The organism is Scytonema sp. PRP1 (assembly GCF_036697665.2).
Classification (GTDB): domain Bacteria; phylum Cyanobacteriota; class Cyanobacteriia; order Cyanobacteriales; family Nostocaceae; genus Kalymmatonema; species Kalymmatonema gypsitolerans.
The window spans coordinates 22,551-48,076 of record NZ_JBAHYJ020000089.1 but is presented as its reverse complement, the minus strand read 5'-3'; the positions used below and the strand labels follow the sequence as shown (position 1 = coordinate 48,076).

The window sequence follows — 25,526 nt, the reverse complement described above, 5'->3', positions numbered from 1 at the left end:
CTAGTTTCTTGTTAATTATACAATGGCTACATCCCCGCAAACACCATAATTGGGTAAAGCGCATCACCAAGAGACGGAAGCTTAGCTATATGCTAAACACGACTGTGAACACTACCATCGTCAAAAACGGTCAGAACTGTGCTTAAGCAAGTCTGAGCGCCGTCTGCTTGTAGCGCACTAAAATATCACGCCATGCAAGAAAGTAGAACAGTTCCCGGTATGTCCACAGGTCTTTTCAATACTGTTTTTCAGTCCGACCTGCCTCGATTGTGAGTTCTTTTGTGTTCATCTACTTACCTGTATGTTACATCAATTAGACAATGCGTGATTCTTTGCAGCCAAAGTATCTTAAGTCTCAGAGAAAACATTGTTCCTCTAGTTACTTACTTTAGTAATCTTTAGGATCAGGAAATATTCGGAAATTTTTTTGCATCTTTATCCGAGCTTTCATCCAACTGCTACTTAATCAAAAAGTATTCATTACAAGTGAGAAACAGGTGAGAACTTTTGCTCAAAAACTCTGGATTGCATATTTACCAAAAGTTTGGACAACATAAATCGCTACAAAATCCAACGAAATCTTTGACACCAATGTATAGAAAATACCTTGATTATCCTGGATATTTTGGTATTTTTTCGGTGGAGGTGCTGTCAGATCCTTGGAAACGTTTTCCTGATACTTAGGAGATTTTCTAATGAAAATCCCCTAAGTATACTTTGCATTTTATGCAAAAGTCTAGTGTGCAAATTGTTTGTAATGCATTCTGGTGGGTATTGAACACTAAGTGATTACTCTTGCCTATTCACCATGTCTATTGGTATTAAACTTTGTTATGACAAGGAGTAAGCCACTTTAAATCACCACAGTCACCTATCATCATGAAGTTAAGGCAGAGGAAGCGAACGAAGTCTAAAACCTCAGTTAGTAGAGGTTTTGGGACGGCTTATTTGTTCTTGTATGATGAGTTCTTTGGTGCTAATCGGAAAACTTGGGATTTGAAAAACTTTGTAGATTGACTGGCTAGCTTTAAGGTAGCAATTCTTGGGGTATAGAGCGATCGCCCCACCTTTGAATGAACACCAGTGACAGGGGCGATCGCCCTTGTTTGTCTAAAATCTGACGGTACAACTCGATGTACCACTGTGCCTAAGCTTGAGTTTACTTTAGACAACTTAAACCCCTACAAAATCCAACAAAACATTTGTTGATGCGTGTAGTTAAATGCTTCCCTGATAACAAAGCTTCTTAGTATTTCCTCTGAGGACATACTGTCATATCCTTTCAGAGATTTTTTTATGTTCAGGACATTTTCATCAGAAAATCTACTGATAGTGCTCTAGATTTTTCCGAGGAAATTTGCGGTACAATTTGTGCGCAGTACATCTTGATGGCGATGAAACACTAACTGTTGAGTTTGATTAAGTCACGTAGCATCTGTTGCTAGTGAACTTTTTTGTCCGAAAGTGGGAACGCTTAAATCACTACACTCATCAATCTACTAATCTCTCCATCCGAAGTAGCGTTCGCGAATATGGAATGGCGTACTGATAAAAGAAGTTGATGTTAACAGTTGTTTAAAAGCCAACCAAAGAAATGCTGGAATCGTCTTAGTATAACGACCCCACAGGCGACGGGGTTCTTGTAACCACCGATATAGCCATTCCAAACCTAAATCTCGCACCATGCGCGGTGCTCTTTTGTGGATTCCTGCATAAACTGGGAAAGCACCACCCAGCCCAATCATGACTGCGTGTATTTTATCCTTATGCTGAGCCATCCAATTTTCTTGTTTTGGACACCCTAAAGAGACAAACACTAAACCCGCGCCACTGGAATTGATTCTTGAAATCAGTGCTTCGTCTTCAGTTGGAGTCAGCGGACGGAAAGGCAACGGTTCCATCGCTGCTATTTTCAGATTAGGGCATTCCTCCTCTAACCTGCTCTTCATGCGAGCCAGAATTTCTGTTTGAGAACCCACAAAATAAACGCTGACATTCATTTTTTCAGCCAGCGCACAGGATGCTTGTAAAACATCCATCCCCGCTACGCGGTCTTGGTATCTTGCTCCTAATAGCTTCATCATCCACACTAGAGGCATACCATCAGGAGTCACTAGGTCTGCATTCTTAAGCACAGTACCAAAGTCTGGATTCCAATAAGCCTCCATCACCATATGTACATTGGCGATACATACAGTCTTACTCTCGCGAGCTAGAGCCCATCGCAACAGTGTTTGTATTTGATCGTTAAAGCGTAAGGCAGTAATCGGAAAATCTAGCACTCTTTGAACAGGTAGAAAAGCTCTTCCTACCATAACGTCACTCCTTGTGTCTAACAGAGAACAGAACATATACGAAACCATTCCAAACATTGAAAGTGTCAGGCTATATCCCTGTCTGACTCTTTCAACTCTTGAAGCATGGTCGAAAGTTAACACATGGAGATGCAGTAGCTTTTACAGTAAATCGCCGAATTCCCTGGTATTAATTCGTTTCTTTTTACCTGTATAGTAATTTACTGTAAAAACCAGCAATATTAGTAGTTAATTGTTAAGTTTTACAATAACTTTATATTCTCTTTTTGTTTGCTTTATATTTTTTTTATAAAAGTTAACATAGATTGAATCAGGAAAAAAATCAGCCTATTAATCAAAATTACAGACTATAAACTTGACGAGTTGTGATAATTGAAAATTGATAATGTAAATTGTAATTGAATATACTTATTTTCTTAAATGAATATGTAAAGTCATTTTTTTATCAAGCAAATGGCACTCTTTGTATAACTTTCACGATTTGTGTGACATACGCTCACAAACTTTGTTTTGTTTTCAAACAAAACAAAAAAACAGGGGAAAGATTAAATTTTCTTCCCCCTGTCTTTGCTTTTTAGTCTTATTTAGTTTTCTACTATCTGGTTTGTTGTCTTTTTCGGCTTTGTTATCTTCTTTAAGTTTCTGCCGGAGCCTTTGCTGTTGTTTCTTAAGTTGTCGCTGCCTTGCAGAACCACCTCTACCCTTGTCATTTCGACCTTCTCGCCGGGGAGATTCCCATCTTTTCAATCGCATAGTAATTGTCCTTGCTTAACTTCACAAATCAAATAATAACTAGATAAGCAAACTTCTGTTAATGCAAAGATGCAGATAAACTTTTGCTTTTCAGTCATATTTTCTATCTCTATTATAGTTCCTAGTTATTTTGTCGTCAAATTATAAAACTAGAACTTGATAAGGACAAATCTTGATATTGTGCAGCTTTCATGTGCATTCCCCAAGCTGTATGCCTAAATGCATAAAAACACTCATATGAGTGACTCTGCTAGATGAAGAATCACCATGTACTCCTTAAGTCATTGAGGAACCAGACAATCAAGGGTTCATTTCTCAAAAGCAAAAGTCTTGTTCATTTTGCAAACCTCTAGCCTTTATACTTGGGGATATTCCAGCTTCTAATGTCTGTGATCTGAATTTTTTGCATCGGTGACGACCTCTGAATTTACAATCTTATATTTACAAATTTGAATTTACAAATTTACATTCTTTATAACTATTCATCATGTCTCAACGATTATCCGGAATAAGATGTATAAATCTATCAAAAAAATACATAAAAATATCTAATCAAGTTCATCCTCACCAGAAAAGGTTTTAACTGTGCATACCGTAAAGTTCCCAGTGCGGTTTTGCCTCCAGGTAAGGTAGCCTGAAACAACGCCGAATAACAAGATTCCCGACTTCGCCAAAGTTGTCAGGAATCTGAATATGCGATCGCCCAGGCACTTTCACACAAATGCCTTGTTCCCAGTCAGAGGCTAGGAATACCATTGGGAGGCAAGCCTTGCTTACTTGCGTTACTAGCCGCTTCAAGGGCATTTCCAGGTGGAACCACCCTTCTCAAGAGCGGAGACGCTACGCGAACGGGTATGCCTGCGGCCACGCCAAGGGCGTTCGCGTAAGTCCTGCGGACAGGCTGTGCCAACGCAAAGCGTGTCCCTTTGGGACTCAGCGTCTCTCAAAGAGATACGCAGTCCCCTGGGCGTGGTAAACCCGCTGCTTCTCTGTCTCACCGCGCACAAGATTTTAGAAGGGTTTTGGCTTAAATTGACACCAATGCCAGGATGCCCAACGCCAGTCGCCTAGGTCGGGAAAGCCGTCATTCGCGCTGGCTCCCCCACAAGTTGGATAATTTATTTCTTGGAAATGCCTACAAGATTCCCGACAACTTTGGCGAAGTCGGGGAATCTGAACATGCGCGATTTATGCGATCGCGCAGGCTCTTTCACACAAATCAAACACGATTCCTATATGAAGACATTATCATGGGAAATCAATTTTTTTTCTTTATTCAAGTGGGCAGGAGGAGAATCGAACTCCTATGACCGCAAGGTCGCCACATTTTGAGTGTGGTGCGTCTACCAGTTTCGCCACCCGCCCTTGGGTGCAACTTCATTATTATACTCTATTTTGTGATTTTGCAACAACTTTTGATATTCTTGGCTGCTTGCCCAGCGATCAATTTCTCTTGCACGCAGGACTGGCACTGGATGAGTCAACTGAGCTGTCCGGGCGACTTTGACCATTTCACCGAGTTCGGTCTTGCTAATATCATCATAAGCACGAGCCTGGGCAATAAAAGCATCGAGGTTGAGTTGCGGTGCGATCCTTGGCGAACCTCCAGCAAGTTTCATCAACACCGACATGACAACTTTGGGGTTTTGGGTTGCCAACAATGCTGCGCGATCGCACGTAAATTCTGCACAGCGTACCCATTCCAAAAGTTGCGCCTGTATAGCTTGAGCAATAAAACTTCCGACGTTGGGCACCGCTGCCGCAGCTAATATTAATATATTGACTGGAGTCAGGTAAACGCTGTGGTCACACTTGAGGTGTCCCAATTCATGGGCAATCACCGCCTGAATTTCTTCTGGTTCCAGCATATCAATCAGGGAAGTGTGTACCACAATAAAAGGCTGTTTTCCCCGCATCGCAAAGGTGTAGGCATTGGGAGCAGGATGCTGCCTAATATAGAGCTGGGGTGGATCTATATCCAGTGTTTTACAGGCTGACAACAACAGCTCATGCAGATCGGGCAGTTGTTTTTCACCCACAAGAACGCTGGAAGCGATGTTTTCCACAAAGAAAACCTGCTCTGCTAATGGTCCCAAAACATTCCGCACTATCATATCCAAGCCAGGTATCTGCTTGAGTGCTTTGGTTGCTTCTAGATCAAGTGGATGACGAAATGAATCTGCTTTGAGACCAATCAGTTGAGTGTTTTGTGGTAACATGGCGAATGCGAGCTTGGGGAAATAAGGGAGTTGTCAAACTTAGAACTGGTCTGTTGAACACCCCCACACAAACAGTATAGCTATAGCAAAACGAACAAGGAAGGTAATTCTTCCTTGTCCTGGTGCTTTTGTGGTCTTTTGTACTTATGCCCGTTTTAGCTAAACGGACTTTGACGCTTGAGGCTCGATAGTGCTCTTAGCAGCTTCTGTATTTGCCTCTGTCGCTGGCACACGCTCGATTCTAGCTCCCAATTGCTTTAACTTTGTATCAAGTCTATCGTAGCCCCGGTCTAGGTGATGCAATCCCTGAATGATGGTTTTTCCATCTGCCGCTAGTCCTGCTATAACTAACGCTGCTGATGCCCGCAAATCCGTTCCTAATACAGGTGCGCCTGACAACATCGGTACTCCCCGAACAAAGGCAGTGTTGCCTTTGACGCGAATATCTGCTCCCAAGCGATTCAACTCTGAGGCATGACGCAAACGATTCTCAAAGACAGATTCGTTAATCACGCTGTCGCCTTCAGCCAGTGTCAGTAATGCCATAAATGGCGCTTGCATATCTGTAGGAAAGCCTGGATGGGGGTAAGTTTCAATATCAGTTGCCCTGAGGGTTTCTGCTGCCAAGGTGCGTAAGCAGTCAGGCGCTTCCTCAATGATCGGCACTCCAATATCTCGCAGCTTGGCAATGACCGGTATCAAATGCTCTGGAACCACTGGCGAGAGGGTAAGCTCTGAACGGGTCATTGCTGCTGCTACCAAAAACGTCCCTGCTTCAATGCGATCAGGAATAATGCTATAGTCCGTAGAGTGCAACTTTGGCACGCCGACAATTGTAATTGTACTGGTTCCTGCACCGTAGATTTTTGCTCCCATTGCAATACAGAAGTTCGCCAAATCGACGACTTCCGGCTCACGTGCAGCATTTTCGATGATCGTTTCGCCATCCGCAAGAGTAGCCGCCATCATCAACGTTTCCGTTGCTCCGACGCTGGCAATATCTAAATAAATCTTAGCTCCCTTTAATCGGCGATCGCGACCAGGAACATAGGCATTACAAATGCCATGCTCAATCTGCACTTCAGCTCCCATTGCTTGCAGTCCTCGGACATGCAGATCCACCGGTCTTGCTCCAATGGCACAGCCTCCTGGTAACGGCATCTGGGCGACTCCCAATCTTGCCAGAATCGGACCAATGGCAAAGAAACTCGCTCTCAACTGCGTAACCAGTTCGTAGGGAGCCTTTGATGTTTTGATTTCTCTGGCATCAATGTCTAAAATATCTCCAGTTTGCGTTAAGGGAACGCCTAAAGCTGATAGAATCTGACCGATCCGTGTGACGTCTGCCAATAACGGCACGTTACGGATACGACACTCGCCTGAACACAGCAAAGCTCCAGCCATGATCACCAGTGCTGAATTCTTTGCCCCGCTAATTTTGACATGACCTTGCAAACGATGCCCACCCCAGATTTGCAAGACTGAGGAGTCTGCTGTAGGAGAAGATTTAGCATCTGGTAAGCCGCTAGAAGGAATAATAAGCCTATCCTCCAAAAAAAATTACTGATTTCATACGTTTAAAGTTGGTTTCGATTCTACACGATAGTTTTTGATTGTCTACATTTTTGCATGACATCCATCTAGAGTTAACAAATTGTGCCGCTAGGCTTGGCAAGCGAAACCGTTGCTATATCGTTATTTATAGCGCTTCGAGTGTTGAGTGCAATACATCAAGTTAGGAGAACCACAGATGGACACTCATGGGACACAGATAAATAATTACTTCATCCAAACGAGAAGCGCTATAGAACTTTATTTAGAACTTTTGGTAACACATAGTACATGCGTTATGGGAGAATGAGGAGTGCAAAAAAAATTTTGCCTGACTCAATCTATTTGCCCTCCCTCGTTTTCCTAAAGTGACTTGGGGATCAAGTGATTGGTGGCATAACCAAGGAATATTGTGAGAAAAAGAATAATTACTTGACACAATGAAATAATTAGGTGATAATTAAATACGGTGAATAAATAGTGAAGTTCGCGGAACTGGCGGAATTGGCAGACGCGCTAGATTCAGGTTCTAGTGCCGCAAGGCTTCCGGGTTCAAGTCCCGGGTTCCGCATTTGAGTAGTAAGTGCCAAGTAAGAAAAAAACTTAGCACTCAAAATTCTGAGATTTGATGCTAACAAGTACACAAAATCCTCTAGTCAAGCAAATCCGCAAACTACACTCCTCAAAGGAACGGCACAAACAGCAATTGTTTTTAGTGGAAGGCACGCACCTGTTAGAGGAAGCTTGTGCAGTGAATTACCCGTTAGAAGCAGTGTGTAGCACTCCAGAATGGCAAGACGCCCATCCTTTGGTGTGGGAAAAAGCGTGTGGTCTTTGCGAACGGGCAGAAATTGTCAGCGAGGAAATTTTAAAGGCGATCGCCACCACCATGCAACCGGATGGCGTAGTCGCGACGGCAAAACGAGGTTATCGTGTTGGCGAAGTGCCATTTACTGGTATCGTGCTAGCATTGGAAACTGTGCAAGATCCAGGGAACTTGGGTACAATGATTCGGACTGCCGCTGCTGCTGGAGCTTCTGGATTGTGGCTGAGTGAAGATAGTGTGGATTTAGAGAACCCAAAAGTTTTACGTGCTTCCGCAGGACAGTGGTTTCGCCAAGCAATGGCAGTGAGTTCTGATTTAAAAGCGACAGTCGAGCAAAGTCAGCAAGCAGGAATGCAGGTTGTCGCAACCTTACCCAATGCGACTTTGACTTATTGGGAGGTAGACTGGCGCAAACCCAGTTTAATATTGTTGGGCAATGAAGGTGCTGGTTTGTCGCCAGAGTTGACAGCAATGGCAGATTTGCAAGTGAAAATTCCCCTAAGTCCAGGGGTAGAATCATTAAACGTGGCAATTACCGCTGCATTGATGTTGTACGAAGCCCAAAGGCAAAAAAAATCTGAATAGACTTATAAGATGTCCGGCAAATTACCCTTAATCACAGCGTCCAAAAGTAGGGTGGGCAGTGCCGTAAACTGATGTCCACATTATATGCTAATGCTTTGCACTGCCCCGAAGTTCCCTAGGTTGGGAAACCCCTTTGGGTTCGCCAGGGGCGCTGCGGAGGGAAACCCTCCTGCAGCACTGGTCTCACCGCCTACAGGACTTCTCTCCACCTTACAGTCGAAAAATGAAACGCGTATTTTATGATTTTTGTCAATGCGTAAGCCCTACTAACTACGTAACAACCTGTGATTTTTCTATCAAAGAATAGTGGGAGCGCGAGAACCCCTACTATGCGCGAGAGGGGATGAAGCGCGACTCAACAGGTTTTAACCTGTTGTTTCTCTTCTTTTTTGTTGAATAAGAGCTTCAATATATTCACTAGCGCTTGTTCTCTCTTTTGTCGCCTGTTCGCACACAAAGTACCAAGCTGTATTGGTCAGAAATATCCCATGCTGCTTTTTTAGCTCTTCATGTAATGCTGGTTGATTTTTTACTCTCTTCCTGCCTTTACCTGTTGACATTGTTAGTACCATTTAGTATTCTAAGTGCAAACTAACAGAGATACAGGAGGTGAGTCAACTGTACAAAACAATTCCAATTAGGGCAAGATTTACAGAAGAAGAAAAAGTTTTTTGGTTAGACCAATGTCAACGTGCTAATAGCTTGATTAATTACGCCATTTATCACACTCGTCAGACTCATTATGCGCGTCTTCAAGAAATGGACAATGCATATACTACCTACTGGCACGGTGACGAGTTACGCAGTGGATGGAAAACTTACCAATGCAACAGTTCTTATCCAGAATTAGACAAAGTTCTCAAGGGCAATCCACACTATAAAGGACTGGCAGCGCAAGCTGCACAACAAACCTTAAAGTCAGTTGGCGAGTCAATTACCAGTTACAACGGATTGGTCAAGGCTTACTACAACGGAGAGGTTGACCGACCATCTTTGCCCAAATACCGCAAGAAAGGAGGGCTAGCAGCAGTAACATTTCCACGTCAAGCGCTCAGTTTTAAGGATGGATACTTCAAGCCCTCAATCAGCAAAGAAACTAAACCAGAACTTATTACTGAGGTTAAGTTAAAACTGCCTGATTTCATTGACTCTGATTGGGTAAAAGAGGTGACAATACGTCCGACTCTTGGTGAATTTGTTATCGATTGGGTCATCGATGATGGCAAGGAGCCAATCAAAGTTAATCCCAACCTTGATTACAGTCATGCTTGGAGCTTTGACCACGGTGGAACGAGCTGGCTCACAGGTGTCTCAACACGCGGTAGAAGCTTTATCATTGATGGTCGCAAACTAAAAGCGATGAATCAGGGCTATTGCCGTCTTGTGGCGAAGTACAAGCAGGGTAAATCTGATTTCTACTGGGACAGCAATCTTGACCGAATACAACGCAAGCGCAATAATCAGATGCGCGACGCCATCAACAAGGCAGCGCGATTTATCGTCAATCGTTGCTTAAACGACAAGATTGGCAACATCATCATCGGTTGGAACGACGGACACAAGGTTGGGTCTGATATGAGTAAGGTGAATAACCAAAACTTTGTTCCCATTCCAACAGCACGATTGATTGCACGATTAAAGCAACTAGCTAGTGAGTACGGCATCGTAGTCACAGTCACGCTCGGAAGCGTACACAAGTAAAGCCTCATTCTTAGATGGCGATATTCTCCACAAATTTGGTGAAAAACCCAAGGGCTGGAAGCCGTCAGGTAGAAGAATAGAGCGCGGTTTGTATAAAACAGCCACGGGCTTGTTAATCAACGCAGATTGCAATGGTGCAGCAAATATTGCACGTAAAGTAGCTACACAGCTAGGCTTACGCCTAGTCGAGGTAGGTAGGGCGGTTTTGACAACGCCACAACGATATGACTTGTTTACGCGATTAAATAAATCATATCGTAGACGCAGCGAAGTGGAGCCAGTGCTGCGGGAGGGTTTCCCGCAGCAGGCAACTGGCGGTGGTCTTATAGACCCCGTAGCTGCAACAGTCTAGATCCCCCGTGCTTCTAGCCGGCGGGAGATGTCAATTGCAAGAATTTCTCTATCAACATATTCGGAATTGGTCGCGGGCGCATTGTTTTGGCGTCTACCCATACCCATAAAGCCTCAGCCGTGACTAACAAATCATCTTGGTTTTGTTTGCGAATCTCATACTGGCGATAGGCACGAGTACCGCGCATTTCTCTTAACCAAGTCGTGACTTCTAGCGTGTCGCCTGCTACTGCTGGACGCAGGTACTCAATTTCTACGCGTCGCATGACAAATACACCACCAAGTTCTTGATAGAGATCGAAAGTTAAGCCCAGGTGTTCAGAGTGTTCAATGGCTGCCTGTTCTAGATAGTTTTGGTAAACTGCATTGTTGACGTGTCCCAAAGCGTCCATTTCGTAGTGCCGAACCCGCAGTAGCGTTTTGAATATTTGCATGGGTGAAATGAGTCAGAAATTATCAATAACGAGTCAGGGCGCAAGGTATTGTGACCGTACAAAGGTTATAGATGTACCTAAGTACTATTCTTGGTGACTATTGGCGGAACACCACTGACCGATTGGTTCGCAGATCGCCTGCTGGATCAATTCCACGACTTGCAATCGCTTGCATCCGTAATTATTTGCTAACAATTCCTCGGCTTGATGTTTTGCCTGATCAGCAGACACAGCAAAAGTCATTATTTCTTCCTCTTGATTTCCTGTTATGCTCTCAACTGGAATTACGCAGATATATTGTGGTTCACCCGGTCTTATTTGTTGCACCATTTTTTGCTCACTTGTTTGAACATATCATAGCCGTCTATTCTCAATATACTCATAATTCCAGATATCAAACAATGAAAATAAATCCGTAGAATTCTCGTGCTTTTGTGTGATTTCTATCAGGTTGGAGATTCTAAATTTCTGGTTGAAACAACGGCAAACAAGCATTAAGAATTTTCTCAATATTGCAAAAGTTGGAAGTGTAAACACTTACGTATGCGAAAATACATTCTAGAGATAAGAAATCTGTTTTTGTAAATTATTCTTTTTTAAGCAAGGGAGTGCGCCTAGAGGCACGCGTTTGCGTGCGCTCCATTAATTTACTTTCATCTGGCGTTGCTTTATCGTTGGAAGTGAGAAATTAAAGGTCTTATTTCCAAGGACAAATTTAACATAACTGAGTTCAAGCTTGATGAGTAGCGTCTGGTACTAGCGAGCGTCAAAATCGGAGGGTAAAAATGGCAATACGTAATAATTTTGTCACAAATTTGTGGCATAAATTACAACAAGATTCAGTGAGTTGGGGGGCTTTAATGTTGTGGGTTGCTGGATTAGTTGTACTACTAACGATAGTTACAATGTTTTCTACCACCTAAAACTGACGCATATAGCATGAACCGTATTGTTCTAGCAACGACTATCGTGTTATCCACTGCTGGCTTAGTGACTCCTGTGAAAGCTCAAGATACCCCTACTGCTAGCCCAGGTAAACCAAATCAAGTTCTGAATGCCTGCATTCAGAACCAGGCAGAAACCTTGCCTGTACCCTTTAGCGATGTTTCACCGGATCATTGGGCTTTCAAAGCTGTGATGACGATGCACTATTGTGGAGCTTTCCGTCAAGCAACGCCACCCGCTTTGTGGGAACGGCTGAAACCAACAGAAAGCCAGCAAGTACCCCAACAAGAACCAAAAACTCCAGTAAAGTAGTTTGTCACAATTGAAGGGTAAAAAAACCCGGTTTCTCTGAGAAACTGGGTTTCTTTGTTTTCTATCTAAAAAGGCAGCCTCAAGGGTTAGAAACTGTAACTTAATTCCTGGACAAAACTACCCACTACTACTCCTGATTGGGTAAGTTTGATATAAGTTGGTCAACAAAATCTCTAAGCTGTTCTTGCCAATTGGGGACGGCTTTAAGTTTTTCTAGCTGTCCTTTTCGACCTTTAAAGCTTATCGGTTTAGTGTCTAAAGGTTCATCTCCATACGGTAAAGCACCAAGTTTATGTTTTTTCTGAAAAGGCATTGACTCTTGCTTTTTATATCAGTAGACTAATATATAGCAGATATGAAGAGGTCGAGTCAATGCTGCTAGGTTTTAAAACAGAATTGAAACTGAATAAGGCGCAGCGCATAGCATTAACAAAACATTGCGGTGTAGCTCGCCATGCTTGGAATTGGGGTCTTGGGCTGACAAAGCAGATACTTGACCACAACAAGACAAATCCCGATTCTAAAATCAAATTTCCTAGCGCTATTGACTTACACAAATGGTTAGTAGTATTGGTGAAGTCTGAAAATGAATGGTATTACGAGTGTTCTAAAAGCACGCCACAACAAGCATTAATAGCTTTGCGAGAAGCTTGGAAACGTTGCTTTAACAAAACTGCTGGCGTTCCTAAGTTCAAGAAAAAAGGTAGACGTGACTCTTTCACGCTTGAAGGCACAATCAAAATTCTGGGCAATAACAAAATCCAAGTACCTGTAATTGGTGTACTCAAAACTTATGAACGACTACCACAGGTATTAACTAAGTCTTGTACAATATCTCGCCAAGCTGATAGATGGTTTATTAGTTTCAGATTCGATGTAGAAATCCAAGAATCACATAACACAGACGTTATAGGCGTTGATCTTGGAGTCAAAGCACTGGCTACAATCTCAACTGGTGAAGTAATTCTAGGAGCTAAATCCTACAAAAAATATGAAGAAAAACTATCCAAAATGCAATGGTTGAACCGCCATAAAATTATCGGTTCGGCTAATTGGAAAAAAGCACAGATGCAAATAGCTAGACTTCATATGAAGATAGCTAGCATCCGAAAAGATACCTTGCACAAACTCACAACACTGCTAGCCAAGAACCACGGCACAGTAGTCATTGAGAATTTGAACGTATCAGGAATGTTAGCTAATCATAAACTGGCTAAGGCTATGGCTGACATGTGCTTTTTTGAGTTCCGTAGACAATTAACCTACAAGTGCCAGTTGTACGGCTCAAAGCTGGTTGGGGTTGATAGATGGTTTCCTTAGTCAAGACCTGCTCTAGCTGCGGAACAAAGAAAGAAACGCTCACTCAAAGTGAGCGAGTATTTGAATGCAGCCATTGTGGCTTTGTCATTGACCGCGATTTAAACGCTGCAATCAATTTGTCAAGCGAAGCGGTTCCTTTTAGGAACTAGAACTCGTCAGTTAGACGGAGCTCGCGCCTGTGGACTGGTTAACGCCGACGTTGCCAGGATGAAGCAAGGAAGTAAACGAAACCCAAAGCAACTCGGCTAGTACAAGTTATCTGTAGAAAAGTCCAATTATGGGTAGCTTTGGGTAGGTGTTATGTAACGGTACTGTCATAGCTCAGTTACCCCCAACTATAATACAGATACTACATGAAATCCTTGGGGCTTTTGAACTTCTTCCCGTTAGACATTGAGCCAAAACAACAGCAAGACAACAGATATAGTTCAAAGAATTAGTACCTACCACTGGGGAAAAGAACAATATCTATGACTTCGCCCACAGTTAAACCAAATCCAGCAAGTACAGTCAGTAGCAAAAGTGTATCTCTTTTGCTAAAGCCAGCAAAACGCAGTTCCATTTCAGCCAAAAGTGTAGTTGCTAAGGGCATAATAATGAAGGTCGAAAAAAGCGACCAAGTGGCGATTAAAGCAATTGATGCACTTAAAACCAAGACGACAACTAAAGTCTTAGAACCAAATTCAATCAAACGCTCTAACCAAGAAATACTCCTCCAAGCCACAGCTAACACTAATGCTGCTACAAAAGCTCCCACTAACCAAATAATGTGATTAACAGACAAATACCATCCCAGCCAAGCATACGCAAGGCAGAGTAACACTAGAGGTTGCAAAGGAACCTTGTTAAAATATCCGATATTCATAACCGAATTGTTAACCTAGTCGGTAAACGGCTAGCAAATGTACGTAGACATAGTACCCTGATAAATTCTAGACCAAGCTTTGTGATTTATGTCTACTTCACCAGAAAGATAATTGTCGTGGTATTGCGCTCATTTTATCGGAACAATCGCTTCTTTGAGGCTTTTTAACTGGCTGCATCGAGAACCATGAGCAGATATTCCCGTACTTTCTAGAAACCAAAGGCTAAAAAGCCACCATCAACTGCAATACACTGTCCAGTAATGTAAGTAGCTGTTGGCATACATAAAAATGCCACTAAACCTGCGACTTCTTCTGGTGTACCAACTCGCCCCATCGGCGTGCGCGATACAACAGAGTTCAACACATCCGAATTGCTCAACAAAGGCTCAGTCAAAGGGGTGAGAATAAACCACGGAGCAACAGTGTTTACCCGAATTTGATTTTCTGCCCATTCTACAGCCAAAGAACGCGTCAGTTGTACAAGCGCGGCTTTTGTCATCCCATAAGGTGCGCCTGTGCGAACTGCGGTTAACCCAGCAACAGAACCTATATTAACGATGCTACTGTTGTTTCCAGCTTTCAGCAAAGGGTAAGCCAATCGGCACATTTCAAATAGAGAAGTTAAATTGGTTTGAAATATAGACTCATACTCTTGTTCTGTGTATTCCAACGCCTTTTTACGAATGTTGGTGCCAACATTGTTGACAAGAATATCTAATTCTCCTAAAGTTTGATTGACTTGTTCAATGATTGCCTGACGACCTTTAGGTGTGGCAACGTCTGCGGCAATTCCATGAGCTTTCCATCCTTGCAATTGCCAGTTCTCAAGCTGCTGCTTCACTGCTTCTGCATTTCGGGCAACAATCATAATCTCAGCACCCAGGGACAGGAATTCTTGGGCGATCGCCAATCCAATCCCCTTAGTTCCTCCGGTAATCAAGGCTTTTCTTCCTGTTAATGTCCAGCGGTTATTGTTCATTGCCTTTCTCCTTGTACAGTGATTTTTTGGTTATGGTAAGGTGTAGGGCTGGTAATTTTCCCTACACCCAGCTTGTAGAATGTGGATAAGCTTACCAAATAGGTTTAGTGTTGAGCGTTTCTTAAGTCAGTTGCAGTGATGCCCTCTAATGCTAGACCATACCCAATTCCTTCGTTGACTAGACGTTTAATGTGCTGTGTAAGAGCAACACGGGTGTAGCGCAGTGTGAGAGTTGGTTGTTTTGCCAGTTGTCTGGCTAATTCTCGCGCACGGTTCATTAGCTTATCAGATGGCAGAACCTCATTCACGACTCCCAACTCATGAGCTTGTTGAACTGTTAGCTTTTCTTGAGTTAATAAAAAGTAGCGTCCACGAGACTGACCTAAGACTAGGGGCCAAAGCACATGTACACCGTCGCCTGGTACAATTCCTGCATTGAAGTGTGGCATATCTTGAAACACTGCGTTCTCTGAAGCAAGAATAATGTCGCTCGTCAGGATGTACTCAGTGTGCAGAAGTGCTGGTCCATTAACCGCACTGATGACTGGAACTTCAATATCAAGAAGGTTCTGAAGGACTTTTTTGCCCTCCCAGAAAATTTTGTCCCACTCACGCGGATTTGTAACATCACCCAAACTCTGGAAATCAATTTGATCCATCCAAGCATCACCTGTTCCTGTCAAGATAACAACTCGATTATCTCGATCCCGGCTAATATCATAGAAGGCATCAACAAAATCCTGGTGAGTTTTACCTGTGAAGATTAACGACGCATTCTTTGTGTGCATCCTGACTTCAAGAATTCCGTTCTGATCACGGGAGAAATCCAGATTTTCGTATTTGGTAAAGTAAGCTGGTTGTGTGGTAATCATTTTTTAATCCTCCAAATTTGTTGACACTAGGAAAAACTTTGCGTGAGGTCATGCTATGAGTTGTACTTGTCGTAGTTAATCAATGCAGCCGCAGCCTATCGCCACCGTAAATTTGCTCCGTCGTATCTAATGCTGCTTTTAACCAAACTCTTCATCTACAAACTATGTTTATTTATTTCTAAAGCTTTGAGAAGATGGTAAAAAAGAATATTATTTATTCCAATTTGGAATAAATAAGATATGGATCGCATTACTTGCATAAAGAGTTTTGTACGGGCTGTCGAAACCGGCAGTTTTTCGGCTGTCGCACGGGAAATGGAAACAACGCAGCCAACTATCAGCAAGCAGATTGCAGAGTTGGAGGAGTACTTGGGTGTGCAGCTGCTGATTCGTTCAACAAGAAGTTTGAGTTTAACCGAGGAGGGGACACGCTTTTACGAACACTGTCAAAGGGTCATCGATGCGATCGCCCAAGCAGAAGCCAGCGTCGGACGACAACAAAAGCCGTCGGGAGTTGTGCGCGTGAATTGTCCAGTTTCTTTTGGACAGTTTCAGATAGTACCCCGGATGAAAGCATTTCTTGACCGCTACCCTGATCTGAAAGTGGATCTCATTATGAGTGACAGGTTTGTTGATTTGGTTGAAGAAGGGGTGGATTTAGCAATCAGAATTGGAGAACTGAATGACAGTTCTGTGATTGCACACAGAATTGGTACAACTCGGCGTGTGGCAATTGGTTCTGTCTCATACTTTGAAAAAGCTGGCGAACCTCAAATACCACAAGACCTCATCCATCACAACTGCATTGTTTACACTCAACTTTCAACGGCAAATGAATGGTATTTTCAAGGACTAAAAGGACTTGTGAAGGTCAATGTAAAGGGGAATTTTCAAGCTAACAATTCCACAGCCGTCCGTGAAGCTGTCCTATCGGGTCTTGGCATTGCCGTATCACCAATTTGGTTATTTGGTGATGTCGTGAATTGTGGAGTCATCAAGGTTATTTTAAAAGACTATCAACCAACACCTTTACCCATTCACGCAGTTTATAGAAGAAGCCGTTTTCAGCCAGTAAAGGTTCGCTGCTTCATCGATTTTTTAGCTTCTGAGTTCAAGCTAGATCCTTGGGTGTCTGATTATGGTCAATCGGCAAAAAATTCTCTTTTTAGCTAATAGCAATTGCTTCATATTGTCAACCTGCAAAGCTTGCTTAAAGTTATTTATACAACACATTGCAAGTAAATGAAGTACAACGCGCTTTGTCTAAAAGCCAGACATAAAGTCTTTTTTACTTCTGACTCCTGACGACTGACACCTTTATTCTGCTGTAAAGTTTTAAATACTTATCATTGCCAGAAGTTAGAAAAGCAATGGTTTATGCAGTCATAAGCAGGAGCAATGCAATGGTTGTGGGATCAACCCCTTTAACAGTTACCAGTTACCAGTTATCAGTTATCAGTTATCAGTGAGCCAGCGCCCTTTGGAGGGTCTCCCGAACTCACAGCGACTGGCGTTCACCGTTCGGCAAAGCCGTGGCGTCAGCCATAGGTGTGCCGTTCGCGCAGCGTTCCGAAGGAAAGGCTTACCCGAAGGGTTATCAGTTTCATCCTTTGCATGTTTAAGTCCCCCACCAAGAGCACCCCCAGAGCGTTGGTGGCTCTTTTAAATCCCCCACCATAGCAGGCGTCACTGCGTAGGTAGCTGTTCACTGTTTTAAGAGGGATCGCCTTTTTCCAAATTCCCCTTGCTCATTCTTCTATCATCGTTGCACAAGGATAATCAACCACACCAGTGTCAAGGCGAATAGAATCACATCGGTGGTTCTTGGTAAAATTGCTAAATAAGCGCTCAGTGATACTCATGAATTGCCCACCGATGTCGCCTGCTATCTCTGGAGTTGTTCGGTTGCGTCCTCACGCTCGTGTTATCAGCAAGCTGTCAATTTGGCTACACTTAGCGGTGGGATGTCTCAGTATTGGGTTCATTCCTACCCTAGCCGCCCGTCCTAGCTTGGGTGCAGAACGGTTGACCATTTCCTACGGTCTTGTGGCTCGCTCTATTCCCATTAATTCCCTGGAAACTTATGCCAGAACAGGCAAAATAGACGATGATTTGGCTGCATATGTTCAGTATGCAGGCAAGGAGCAACTCAACCTGCTACGGCAATTTTTGCTGACTCCCATTCCCCTAAATGCCGTAGCGGTTTCGCAATTTCTTTACACGCCAATTGGCAAGAGATTGTTAGAAAATTTGGGAGAAGTTGTACAGCAGGGATCTCGCATTAATGGGTTTTATGCAATTCGAGCCTCGCTGATTCTTGCAGCCGCCGACCGAGAAGGGTTAACGTTATTAAACGTGCTACGGAAGTTTCCCTCAAGAGCAATTTCGATAGATTTAGCGCGCAGCTTGGAGATTGCAGGATCGTTCCAGAGGCTGGTGAATCAAACTCAACAGGCGATCGCACTGATCAATAAGCAGTCCTTGTTGGATGCAGGCACGGCTCCCACATTAAATAATATTTCAGTGACTGACCTGCCACGACCAGGAAACTTTAGTTGGCAAAAGCGAACTATCATACTTAACGATAGCTCTCGCGAGCGCATTTTTCCTGCTGACATCTACCTACCAAATGTATCCAGCCTTCGTCCACTCATTGTCATCTCCCACGGACTTGGCTCTGATCGCAACAGTTTTGCTTACCTTGCTGAATACCTCGCTTCTTATGGCTTTGTCGTCGCCGTTCCAGAGCATCCAGGTAGCAACGCCCAACAATTGCAAGCACTCTTCGGAGGTAGGGCGGCAGAAATCACAAGCCCCAGAGAATTTATTGACCGACCTTTGGACATAAAGTATTTGTTGGATCAACTCACTAGCCTATCTCAATCCGACCCGACTTATAGAGGGCGCTTGAATTTGGAACAGATAGGCGTGGTGGGTCAATCCTTTGGTGGTTACACGGCTTTGGCATTAGCAGGAGCAGCAATTGATTTTAAGCAACTTGACAAGAACTGCCCACCTTCACCAGATGTACTCAATGCTTCGCTGTTACTTCAGTGCTTAGCTCTCAATTTACCACAATCTAAATATAACCTATCAGACCCACGGGTCAAAGCAGTTATTGCCATTAACCCTGTTGATAGTAGTATTTTAGGGCAAGCCAGTCTCAGCCAAATTAAAATCCCAGTGATGATGGTCGCTGGTAGTGTTGATACCGTTGCTCCGGCTTTTCCAGAACAAATTCAACCGTTTACCTGGTTAACAACCCCAAATAAATATTTAGTATTAATTAATGGCGGAACCCACTTCTCGACAATTGGGGCATCACCAAATGATGCCGTACCGGTTCCCGAACAGGTGATTGGTCCTAGCCCTGCCTTAGCGCAGCGATATATCAGAGCTTTGAGTCTTCCCTACTTCCAGACGTACGTTGCTAATGAGCAGAGTTACAGTCGCTACTTAAGTGCAGATTACATCAATGCCATCAGTCAGGAACCGTTACCACTGAGTTTGGTGAAATCTCTGAGCCTTCAAGGTTCTGCCTCAACTGCAACCCAAGAGCCAACTACTATCAGTAAGGTTGAATCTCTGCCTTCATCTGAGGTTTTTGGCTCACCATATCCAAAGCAATTTGTAAATATTAAATTTTAGTAATCCAGGCAGTATCGTTAGCGACAGGTTCAATGAGTTCCAACGGGACAAAGTGCTCTCAAAGGCTTGCCTTTGATGGCATGAAGCCTCAAGTTACCACACTAATAACGATAATCAACAAACCCACCAAAATATGTAACACAGAAAAAATGAAGACAACACGCCCCTTTGGTGTTTCAAGATTTATTTCGAGATTTGCAACTCTTAAGCTACCACCCACCCAAGCAATTACGCCAATTATTGCAATTACCAGTCCAACAATGGTCAAAATAGAAAAATTTGGCATCTTAATCTGTAAATCGCTTTTGTTTTTACAAAGGATTTACTATAAAACGCTTTCAATTTTTCTAACGTCTGCTAAAGGGATGAGTGAAGTATGAAATAACTTTACTTATTTTATACTTTAGTGTAGGCAAATATTAAAGGCTCACAGCTCGAGCTATATACTTGATTTGCCTGTGAGCCTTTAACAAAGTGCTAGCCTTGCTTAGCCTTGCTTATCTACAATTGGACGACCTTGGGCATCCACGTCTAGCTCTTCACGTCGAATTGTTTCAGTCGCTTCAGCTGTCTCGTGTTCTACAACCTTCTTGACTCGGACTTCTTCGCGCACAACAGCCTCTTTGCGGATATCGGGTGTTTCTTCGTAAAGCTCCACACGAGCAACTTCACCTTCACGGAAGTTGGCTTCGCCTGGATTTACAGCTGTAGCATTTGTGGGAGTTGTACGTTCAATCACCACGCGCTCTTTTTCCACCGGTACTGCAACACGAGCTGTTTCCGTTTCCACGTGTTTACCGATCGTCACTTCTCCAGTCTTACGGCGCTGTTTGTCAGCAATCAACCGCTCTTCATACAGCTTCAAGGTTTGACCCTCGCTGTCATTGCTGTCATTAAGGTTATATAGCGACGGTTCGTGATCGTAGTTGTAAGTATTGCGATCGTAAGTAGGTTGAGTTAGGTCAGAAGTCGCTGCTGTAGCTGTAGTAGCAGTAGCCGCAGAAGTAGCAGCTATTGGACGGTATGCACCCCGTACCTGCTCTTCGTAGTCAAAATCAACCTTTTCCAAGGTATCGTAATTAGGCAGGCTTTCGACTTGCTCTTTGCTCAGACCATTGACAAAAATCCGTCTTGCACCATAATCAATGTTGCCAAGACCAACAGGCAGTAAAACTTTCTTGCCAAAAACCCAAAAGCCTGTGTCTACGATGAAATAGCGGAATTTACCTGTTTGCTCATCGACTAAGATATCGTAAACCGAGCCGACTTTATTATCTCCTTGAGCATAAACATCAAAGTTCTTGATGTCATCGATATCGGAGTGTTCTTCACGATAGTCAGGGTAGAAGTCACCAAGCTTTACGAGTGCCATCTATTTTTCTCCTGCATTGCTTCTTCCTTTTTCATATTAGAAATATTCAAAAATTATTCATCTTTCTCTTGAATGATAAAATGTATCCAAACATCTATACCTATTAGGTGAAATTCTGTTTTTAATTCTCTCATAGTATGAAATATTACAATTTTCTCTCCAACGGGTGGAGAATCTTGGCGTCTAGATGAAAGCAGAGGCTAGCCCCACGATTCAGAGGTTCGTTGGGTTGTAGTGTTAAAAGACAAATAACTAAAAGACAAATAAAAGATAAATAACCAGACGGCTGCTTCTATAAAGTCTGGGTTTTCTCAATACAAGCTTTTAGCTGTTCGGCAAGAACTTGAATATGGGGTTTTCTCAGCATAGTTAGGTGATTTCCAGGAATGTTGTGAATTTCCACTCCTTTAAGAGCGATTTCACCCCAACCCATAGTTAGATCTGCCTCAGCAATGCTTGACTGAACGCTTGTTCTAAAAAGAGTTATTCGGTGCGGATAGGCTTTTGGAACATAGTTGAGAGTTGCTTGGCTGTTGGCATGGAAAACACGAAGCATTGGGCGAATTGTTAACTCGCGCAAAATCCGTGACTTGGACTCCTGAGGTATAAAGTGCGAGAACAGATTGGTTTCAATACGTCGAACAAAGTTATTAAAAATAGGATTAAAAAGAGGAAAACGAGAAGTAAAGCTGTCAACTTGATTCTTGTTAGAAGCGCTTATTAGATAAAAATAATCGAGGAAAAATGACCATATATATCGCGCCACTGTAGTGAAAAGAAACCTCAAACTATCACCAACAGAAGGTTTATTTCCGGAAACTGGTGCTACAGTGTCAAGCAAAGCAAGTAGAGCCACTTCATGCCCGCTTGCTTGCAGTTGCTGAGCCATTTCAAAAGCAACCAAACCTCCAAAAGACCAACCTCCTAAAAAATAAGGACCTCTTGGCTGCACTGTACGTAATGCTTCAATGTAGTAATTCGCCATGTCTTCGATGGAAGTTAGTGGCGAACTTTCTCCGTCAATTCCCATAGGTTGTAGCCCGTAAAATGGTTGATTTTTACCTAACTGATGAGCCAATTCGTAATAAGGGAAAACAACACCAAAAATGGGATGGACACAGAAGAAAGGAGGATTTGAACCACTAGGTTGAATGGCAACTAAGGGAGACCAAGGCAGAGAATCTTTTCCTGGGGATAGAGAATTTGCTAAAGTTTCAATTGTTGAATTTAAAAATAAGGAAGATAGCGGTAATTCACGCTCAAATTGCTTGTGGATTTGCTCTACAAGCCGTACAGCTACCAGAGAATTTCCTCCTAAGTCGAAGAAGTTGTCGTGAATACCAACAGATTCAAGGTTAAGAACTTCAGCCCAGATTTTTGCAAGTGTTAACTCGGTTAAGTTACGAGGAGCAACAAACGCTTTATCTAATGAGCGGCTATTCGGACTATAGAGTGTAGGTAAGGCATGGATATCTACTTTGCCATTAGACGTTAGTGGCAGAGAATTGACCACTACAAAGGCTCTTGGCACCATGTATTCTGGTAATTTTTCTTTTAAAAAGTTACGTAGTTCAATATTTGTTGCTGCTTGTTTTTCGTGGAGAACAATATAAGCCACCAAGTGCTTCTCACCCAAGACATTTTTTTGAGCAATAACCACCGTTTCTTGCACGCTTTGATGTTGTCTCAGCACCGTTTCAATCTCTCCCAATTCGATGCGGAAACCGCGAATTTTTATCTGATTGTCGATGCGATCGATAAATTCAATATTGCCGTCGCTTCGATAACGAGCTAAATCACCTGTCTTGTAAAGTCGCGTTCTTGGGAGAAACTCGGTTTCTTGTATAAAGCGAGTTTCTGTTAATTCAGGGCGATTAAGGTAGCCTCGGGCAAGCCCATCACCACTGATATATAATTCGCCAGGAATTCCTATTGGTACAGGTTGCAAATGCTGATCTAATATATAGATCTGAGTGTTAGCAATAGGGCGACCAATCGACGGTTTTTCACCAGTAGCGCTAATTTGTGCAACAGTTGACCAAACAGTTGCTTCAGTTGGTCCGTAAGCATTAAAAAACCGACGACCAGATGCCCAAAATTTTATAATATCTTCGGAACAGGATTCACCTGCACAAATAATAGTTTGCAGTGCGGGAAGTTCTACTTTTGGTAGGACTGCTAAAACAGCCGGCGGAAGCGTGACATGAGTAATAGCTTTTTCGCGCAAGAGTTGGAGCAAAGGTTGTCCGGGTAGAAGGGATTCTTTCTTTGCTAAATAAAGAGTTGCTCCTGTTCCCAGTGCCATGACAATCTCAAAGATTGAGGCATCGAAACTTAATGATGCGAATTGTAGAATGTGGTGATTCGGTTGTAAGTTGAAAGTTTCAATCTGCGCTTGTATTAAGTTGGATAGTCCTCGGTGTTCGATGAAAACACCTTTAGGTTTTCCTGTTGAGCCAGAGGTGTAGATGATATAAGCTAAGTTGTCAGATGTTACGCAGTTCTTTGGGTTTTCTTGGGTTTGTTGTGCAATTGTCTCCCAATCTTTATCTATGCAAATTACAGTCAATTCATGTTGCTGATCCCCCCAACCCCCCTTAAAAAGGGGGCTAAAGTAGAGGCTAGTGAAGAATGAGTTAGTAAAATGGATACCTGAGCGTCTTGGAGCATGAAGTTAAGACGCTCCTGAGGATAGCTGGGATCTAAAGGCAAGTATGCTCCCCCGGCTTTGAGGATGCCCAACAGTCCGATGATCATTTCAAAAGAACGCTCTAAGCAGATGCCAACTAAAGTGTCTGGGGCGACTCCCAGTTGTTGCAGGTGATGTGCAAGTTGGTTAGCTCGGATGTTTAGTTCGCGGTAGGTTAAGCGTTGGTTTTCAAAGACGAGTGCGTTTGCGGAGCATGCGCTAAGCGCGATGGGCGAAGCCCCGCCAAGGGCGATCGCATCAGGAGTTTGTTCTCTTCGTGCTTCAAACAACTGATGAAAACACTTGTGCGGGTAGTCTCTCCTGGTATTATTCCAATCAATCAATAACTGCTGCCGTTCAGTTGCAGTCAGCAAAGGCAAATCTGAGAGGCGCTGTTCTGGATTGGCAACAATGCTTTCTAGCAGGGTTTGGAAATGTCCCAGCATCCGAGTGATGGTGGTGTCATCAAATAAATCGGTGCTGTACACCACTTGTCCTTTGAAACTTTCCAAATCCTGCCACAGATGGAACTCCAAATCAAGCTTGGCGGTTTTGCTGTCGAACTCGAACAGCGACAGCGTTAGCCCAGGTAACTCTAGCGCTTCAATCGGAGTGTTTTGCAGGCTAAACACGACTTGGAACAGCGGATGACGGCTCAAATCTCGCTGCGGATGGAGTTCTTCCACTAGTTTTTCAAAAGGCAAATCCTGATGAGCATAGGCTCCCAAAGTGACTTCTCGTACTCGATTCAACAGTTCCGGAAACGTCGGGTTGCCTGATAAATCAGTTCGCAGGACTAAGCTATTGACAAAAAACCCAATTAACCCTTCTATCTCGCTGCGGTTGCGATTGGCGATCGCTGAACCGACTACAATGTCTTCTTGCTGTGTGTAACGATAAAGCAACGTTTGGAATGCTGCTAGCAGAGTCATGAACAATGTAACGCCTTGTTGGTGGCTGAGGGCAACTAGCGCTTGACTCAAAGATTGCGGAAGTTCTAGAAATTGTCTTGCTCCTCTGTATGTTGGTACTGCTGATCTTGATCTGTCGGTGGGGAGATTTAGCACCGAGATGCCGTCCAATTGCTTTTGCCAGTAAGCTAATTGGGTTTGGAGTACTTCTCCCACAAGCCACTCGCGCTGCCATTGAGCGAAATCTGCATACTGGATGGGTAATTCCGGTAAGGGTGTAGAGATGTTGCATGCAACGTCTCTACAAGCAAAGACTTTGTATAATGCCCCCAGTTCTCGAATCAGCACTCCAATCGACCAGCCATCGGCAACAATGTGATGTAGATTGATCAACAGCAGATATTCTGCTTGATCCAGTTGTAGCAGCGTCACTCGCAGTAATGGACCAGTGCTTAGATTGAAAGGACGTTGAGCCTCTGCGGTTACAAGTCGCCGTGCTTGTGTCTCGCGTTCTGTTGCTGAAAGATGACGTAGGTCTATTAAGGGAAGGGGTATGGTTAAGGTGGGAGATATTGCCTGCATCGGTTGCCCTTCGATCAACACAAAAGTGGTGCGTAAAGTTTCGTGGCGGCGTACAATTTCGTTGAATGTCTCCTCTAAGGCAGTTAAGTTGAGCCTCCCTGTCAGGCGAAGCGCTGTTGACACATTATAGAAGGGATTGCCCGATACCAACTGGTTGAGAAACCACAGCCTAGCTTGGGCGAATGATGTGGGGAAGATGAAGACTTCTGCTTCTTCAGGAATATTAAATTTTTCTTCAGCAGCTGTCGAGGAGTTGTCAGAAAAATACTGGCTCATAAGCTGGTGCTTCGGGTTT

The 25,526-nt window shown here is 43.4% G+C and carries 21 protein-coding genes, 2 tRNA genes and 4 pseudogenes; 9 read left to right on the top strand and 18 right to left on the bottom strand.

Going from position 1 to position 25,526, the window contains the following annotated elements; genetic code table 11:
* Window positions 1-29: 29 nt before the first annotated feature.
* Window positions 30-229: pseudogene (locus tag V5G28_RS23620) on the bottom strand (ABC transporter permease); the annotation flags it as partial.
* 278 nt (window positions 230-507) lie between these two features.
* On the opposite strand from V5G28_RS23620, the gene V5G28_RS23615 reads away from it, so the two are divergent.
* Window positions 508-684: a hypothetical protein gene (locus V5G28_RS23615; RefSeq protein ID WP_332989609.1), complete on the top strand. Its 177-nt coding sequence runs from the start codon at window positions 508-510 to the stop codon at window positions 682-684.
* A gap of 260 nt (window positions 685-944) precedes the next feature.
* Here the strand turns inward: V5G28_RS23615 and V5G28_RS23610 are convergent, their stop codons facing one another.
* The 4 genes from V5G28_RS23610 to V5G28_RS23595 form a co-directional block, all read right to left on the bottom strand.
* Window positions 945-1,172, bottom strand: coding sequence for a hypothetical protein (locus V5G28_RS23610; RefSeq protein WP_332989607.1), 228 nt, complete (start codon window positions 1,170-1,172; stop codon window positions 945-947).
* A gap of 327 nt (window positions 1,173-1,499) precedes the next feature.
* Window positions 1,500-2,315, bottom strand: coding sequence for a WecB/TagA/CpsF family glycosyltransferase (locus V5G28_RS23605; protein ID WP_332989605.1), 816 nt, complete (start codon window positions 2,313-2,315; stop codon window positions 1,500-1,502).
* Window positions 2,316-2,831: 516 nt separating this feature from the next.
* The gene (locus tag V5G28_RS23600; protein ID WP_332989603.1) at window positions 2,832-3,068 is read right to left on the bottom strand and encodes a hypothetical protein; all 237 of its coding nucleotides are present in this window, start codon (window positions 3,066-3,068) and stop codon (window positions 2,832-2,834) included.
* Window positions 3,069-3,647: 579 nt separating this feature from the next.
* Complete coding sequence (locus tag V5G28_RS23595; RefSeq protein WP_332989601.1) at window positions 3,648-3,824, bottom strand: hypothetical protein; 177 nt, start codon at window positions 3,822-3,824, stop codon at window positions 3,648-3,650.
* Between the two features lie 293 nt (window positions 3,825-4,117).
* On the opposite strand from V5G28_RS23595, the gene V5G28_RS23590 reads away from it, so the two are divergent.
* Window positions 4,118-4,378, top strand: a complete 261-nt coding sequence (locus V5G28_RS23590) for a hypothetical protein (RefSeq protein WP_336231302.1) — start codon at window positions 4,118-4,120, stop codon at window positions 4,376-4,378.
* Here V5G28_RS23590 and V5G28_RS23585 read toward each other — a convergent pair.
* From V5G28_RS23585 to murA, 3 genes are all read right to left on the bottom strand, one after another.
* Window positions 4,350-4,433 (bottom strand) — tRNA-Leu (locus V5G28_RS23585). The two genes, V5G28_RS23590 and V5G28_RS23585, sit on opposite strands and share 29 nt — an antisense overlap.
* On the bottom strand, window positions 4,412-5,287 hold the full coding sequence (locus V5G28_RS23580) for a M48 family metallopeptidase (protein WP_332989599.1): 876 nt from the start codon (window positions 5,285-5,287) through the stop codon (window positions 4,412-4,414). The genes V5G28_RS23585 and V5G28_RS23580 overlap by 22 nt, the downstream gene beginning before the upstream one ends.
* Window positions 5,288-5,446: 159 nt before the next feature.
* Entirely contained in the window at window positions 5,447-6,841 is a 1,395-nt protein-coding gene (gene murA, locus V5G28_RS23575; RefSeq protein ID WP_332989597.1) for a UDP-N-acetylglucosamine 1-carboxyvinyltransferase, read from the bottom strand.
* Between the two features lie 486 nt (window positions 6,842-7,327).
* On the opposite strand from murA, the gene V5G28_RS23570 reads away from it, so the two are divergent.
* Window positions 7,328-7,409 (top strand) — tRNA-Leu (locus tag V5G28_RS23570).
* Window positions 7,410-7,466: 57 nt separating this feature from the next.
* Window positions 7,467-8,249, top strand: a complete 783-nt coding sequence (locus V5G28_RS23565) for a TrmH family RNA methyltransferase (RefSeq protein WP_332989595.1) — start codon at window positions 7,467-7,469, stop codon at window positions 8,247-8,249.
* Window positions 8,250-8,614: 365 nt separating this feature from the next.
* On the opposite strand, the gene V5G28_RS23560 is transcribed toward V5G28_RS23565, so the two are convergent.
* Window positions 8,615-8,809, bottom strand: a complete 195-nt coding sequence (locus V5G28_RS23560) for a hypothetical protein (protein WP_332989593.1) — start codon at window positions 8,807-8,809, stop codon at window positions 8,615-8,617.
* A gap of 58 nt (window positions 8,810-8,867) precedes the next feature.
* Here V5G28_RS23560 and V5G28_RS23555 point away from each other — a divergent pair.
* A pseudogene (locus V5G28_RS23555) lies at window positions 8,868-10,302 on the top strand (RNA-guided endonuclease InsQ/TnpB family protein).
* A gap of 13 nt (window positions 10,303-10,315) precedes the next feature.
* On the opposite strand, the gene V5G28_RS23550 reads toward V5G28_RS23555, so the two are convergent.
* A complete protein-coding gene (locus V5G28_RS23550) occupies window positions 10,316-10,735 on the bottom strand; it encodes an acyl-CoA thioesterase (RefSeq protein WP_332989591.1) in 420 nt (139 codons plus the stop codon).
* An 84-nt stretch (window positions 10,736-10,819) separates the two neighbouring features.
* A complete protein-coding gene (locus V5G28_RS23545; RefSeq protein ID WP_332989589.1) occupies window positions 10,820-11,065 on the bottom strand; it encodes a hypothetical protein in 246 nt (81 codons plus the stop codon).
* 609 nt (window positions 11,066-11,674) lie between these two features.
* Between V5G28_RS23545 and V5G28_RS23540 the strand changes: the two genes are divergently transcribed.
* Window positions 11,675-11,992 (top strand): S-layer protein, encoded by a 318-nt coding sequence (locus V5G28_RS23540; protein WP_332989587.1) that lies wholly within the window; start codon window positions 11,675-11,677, stop codon window positions 11,990-11,992.
* A gap of 127 nt (window positions 11,993-12,119) precedes the next feature.
* On the opposite strand, the gene V5G28_RS23535 is transcribed toward V5G28_RS23540, so the two are convergent.
* Window positions 12,120-12,305 carry a hypothetical protein gene (locus V5G28_RS23535; protein WP_073636399.1) on the bottom strand — a complete coding sequence of 62 codons (186 nt, stop codon included), beginning with the start codon at window positions 12,303-12,305 and terminating at the stop codon, window positions 12,120-12,122.
* A gap of 59 nt (window positions 12,306-12,364) precedes the next feature.
* Here V5G28_RS23535 and V5G28_RS23530 point away from each other — a divergent pair.
* Window positions 12,365-13,461 (top strand): annotated as a pseudogene (locus tag V5G28_RS23530) (RNA-guided endonuclease InsQ/TnpB family protein).
* Between the two features lie 287 nt (window positions 13,462-13,748).
* Here V5G28_RS23530 and V5G28_RS23520 read toward each other — a convergent pair.
* The 3 genes from V5G28_RS23520 to V5G28_RS23510 all read right to left on the bottom strand — a co-directional run bounded on the left by V5G28_RS23520 (window position 13,749) and on the right by V5G28_RS23510 (window position 16,029).
* On the bottom strand, window positions 13,749-14,177 hold the full coding sequence (locus V5G28_RS23520; RefSeq protein ID WP_096563578.1) for a hypothetical protein: 429 nt from the start codon (window positions 14,175-14,177) through the stop codon (window positions 13,749-13,751).
* Between the two features lie 209 nt (window positions 14,178-14,386).
* Window positions 14,387-15,157, bottom strand: a complete 771-nt coding sequence (locus tag V5G28_RS23515; protein WP_332989578.1) for an SDR family oxidoreductase — start codon at window positions 15,155-15,157, stop codon at window positions 14,387-14,389.
* A 104-nt stretch (window positions 15,158-15,261) separates the two neighbouring features.
* On the bottom strand, window positions 15,262-16,029 hold the full coding sequence (locus tag V5G28_RS23510; protein WP_332989575.1) for an enoyl-CoA hydratase/isomerase family protein: 768 nt from the start codon (window positions 16,027-16,029) through the stop codon (window positions 15,262-15,264).
* A 240-nt stretch (window positions 16,030-16,269) separates the two neighbouring features.
* Between V5G28_RS23510 and V5G28_RS23505 the strand changes: the two genes are divergently transcribed.
* The gene (locus V5G28_RS23505) at window positions 16,270-17,202 is read left to right on the top strand and encodes a LysR family transcriptional regulator (protein ID WP_332989573.1); all 933 of its coding nucleotides are present in this window, start codon (window positions 16,270-16,272) and stop codon (window positions 17,200-17,202) included.
* Window positions 17,203-17,889: 687 nt separating this feature from the next.
* Window positions 17,890-19,677 carry an alpha/beta hydrolase gene (locus tag V5G28_RS23500; RefSeq protein ID WP_332989571.1) on the top strand — a complete coding sequence of 596 codons (1,788 nt, stop codon included), beginning with the start codon at window positions 17,890-17,892 and terminating at the stop codon, window positions 19,675-19,677.
* An 88-nt stretch (window positions 19,678-19,765) separates the two neighbouring features.
* Here the strand turns inward: V5G28_RS23500 and V5G28_RS23495 are convergent, their stop codons facing one another.
* The 3 genes and pseudogenes from V5G28_RS23495 to V5G28_RS36850 form a co-directional block, all read right to left on the bottom strand.
* The gene (locus V5G28_RS23495; protein WP_073631619.1) at window positions 19,766-19,963 is read right to left on the bottom strand and encodes a hypothetical protein; all 198 of its coding nucleotides are present in this window, start codon (window positions 19,961-19,963) and stop codon (window positions 19,766-19,768) included.
* 201 nt (window positions 19,964-20,164) lie between these two features.
* Entirely contained in the window at window positions 20,165-21,049 is an 885-nt protein-coding gene (locus V5G28_RS23490; RefSeq protein ID WP_332989567.1) for a DUF2382 domain-containing protein, read from the bottom strand.
* 295 nt (window positions 21,050-21,344) lie between these two features.
* Window positions 21,345-25,507: pseudogene (locus V5G28_RS36850) on the bottom strand (condensation domain-containing protein); the annotation flags it as partial.
* Window positions 25,508-25,526: the final 19 nt, after the last annotated feature.

Bases quoted from the DNA above. Each gene is read 5' to 3' on its own strand.
- V5G28_RS23605 (WP_332989605.1), bottom strand. From the start codon at position 2,315: ATGGTAGGAAGAGCTTTTCTACCTGTTCAAAGAGTGCTAGATTTTCCG.
- V5G28_RS23600 (WP_332989603.1), bottom strand. From the start codon at position 3,068: ATGCGATTGAAAAGATGGGAATCTCCCCGGCGAGAAGGTCGAAATGAC.
- V5G28_RS23595 (WP_332989601.1), bottom strand. From the start codon at position 3,824: ATGGTATTCCTAGCCTCTGACTGGGAACAAGGCATTTGTGTGAAAGTG.
- V5G28_RS23590 (WP_336231302.1), top strand. From the start codon at position 4,118: ATGCCCAACGCCAGTCGCCTAGGTCGGGAAAGCCGTCATTCGCGCTGG.
- V5G28_RS23580 (WP_332989599.1), bottom strand. From the start codon at position 5,287: ATGTTACCACAAAACACTCAACTGATTGGTCTCAAAGCAGATTCATTT.
- V5G28_RS23565 (WP_332989595.1), top strand. From the start codon at position 7,467: ATGCTAACAAGTACACAAAATCCTCTAGTCAAGCAAATCCGCAAACTA.
- V5G28_RS23560 (WP_332989593.1), bottom strand. From the start codon at position 8,809: ATGTCAACAGGTAAAGGCAGGAAGAGAGTAAAAAATCAACCAGCATTA.
- V5G28_RS23550 (WP_332989591.1), bottom strand. From the start codon at position 10,735: ATGCAAATATTCAAAACGCTACTGCGGGTTCGGCACTACGAAATGGAC.
- V5G28_RS23545 (WP_332989589.1), bottom strand. From the start codon at position 11,065: ATGGTGCAACAAATAAGACCGGGTGAACCACAATATATCTGCGTAATT.
- V5G28_RS23540 (WP_332989587.1), top strand. From the start codon at position 11,675: ATGAACCGTATTGTTCTAGCAACGACTATCGTGTTATCCACTGCTGGC.
- V5G28_RS23535 (WP_073636399.1), bottom strand. From the start codon at position 12,305: ATGCCTTTTCAGAAAAAACATAAACTTGGTGCTTTACCGTATGGAGAT.
- V5G28_RS23520 (WP_096563578.1), bottom strand. From the start codon at position 14,177: ATGAATATCGGATATTTTAACAAGGTTCCTTTGCAACCTCTAGTGTTA.
- V5G28_RS23515 (WP_332989578.1), bottom strand. From the start codon at position 15,157: ATGAACAATAACCGCTGGACATTAACAGGAAGAAAAGCCTTGATTACC.
- V5G28_RS23510 (WP_332989575.1), bottom strand. From the start codon at position 16,029: ATGATTACCACACAACCAGCTTACTTTACCAAATACGAAAATCTGGAT.
- V5G28_RS23505 (WP_332989573.1), top strand. From the start codon at position 16,270: ATGGATCGCATTACTTGCATAAAGAGTTTTGTACGGGCTGTCGAAACC.
- V5G28_RS23500 (WP_332989571.1), top strand. From the start codon at position 17,890: ATGAATTGCCCACCGATGTCGCCTGCTATCTCTGGAGTTGTTCGGTTG.
- V5G28_RS23495 (WP_073631619.1), bottom strand. From the start codon at position 19,963: ATGCCAAATTTTTCTATTTTGACCATTGTTGGACTGGTAATTGCAATA.
- V5G28_RS23490 (WP_332989567.1), bottom strand. From the start codon at position 21,049: ATGGCACTCGTAAAGCTTGGTGACTTCTACCCTGACTATCGTGAAGAA.